This is a genomic window from Stenotrophomonas maltophilia group sp. RNC7, assembly GCF_030910085.1.
GTDB lineage: Bacteria > Pseudomonadota > Gammaproteobacteria > Xanthomonadales > Xanthomonadaceae > Stenotrophomonas > Stenotrophomonas sepilia.
This window is the reverse complement of sequence record NZ_JAVFVN010000268.1, coordinates 1-333: the sequence shown is the minus strand read 5'-3', so window position 1 is coordinate 333 and position 333 is coordinate 1. Positions and strand designations below refer to the sequence as shown.

At 54.1% G+C, this 333-nt stretch carries 1 protein-coding gene; it reads right to left on the bottom strand.

Annotated elements, in window-relative coordinates:
* Positions 1 to 40 precede the first annotated feature (40 nt).
* A partial coding sequence (locus RCF13_RS03570) for a cytochrome c oxidase assembly protein (RefSeq protein ID WP_308140880.1) occupies positions 41 to 333 on the bottom strand: 293 nt, incomplete at its 5' end.

The window sequence follows — 333 nt, the reverse complement described above, 5'->3', positions numbered from 1 at the left end:
TTCTATCATACGGTTAGAAGCGGTCATTGTCCATTGGAGGTTATTTCCGGTATAAGATCGGTTCGGTGCGCAGCGTCCGGGGACGGGATGCCTTGAACCATTGCCAGCAAAACAATGACACGAACATAATCTCGATCACGTCGCCGCCGTAGTACATGAGCATGCTGCCTGCCTCGGCTTGCGCTGCGGGCACGCCAGCAGGCGGACGGGCATATATATATTTGGACAAGACGGCATGTCCGCCCATCGCGGTCACCAGTACAATCGCGCGGTACATGAAGCTTGTCCGGTAAGGCATCGGATCGATATAGATGATGGACACGGTGAACAGAT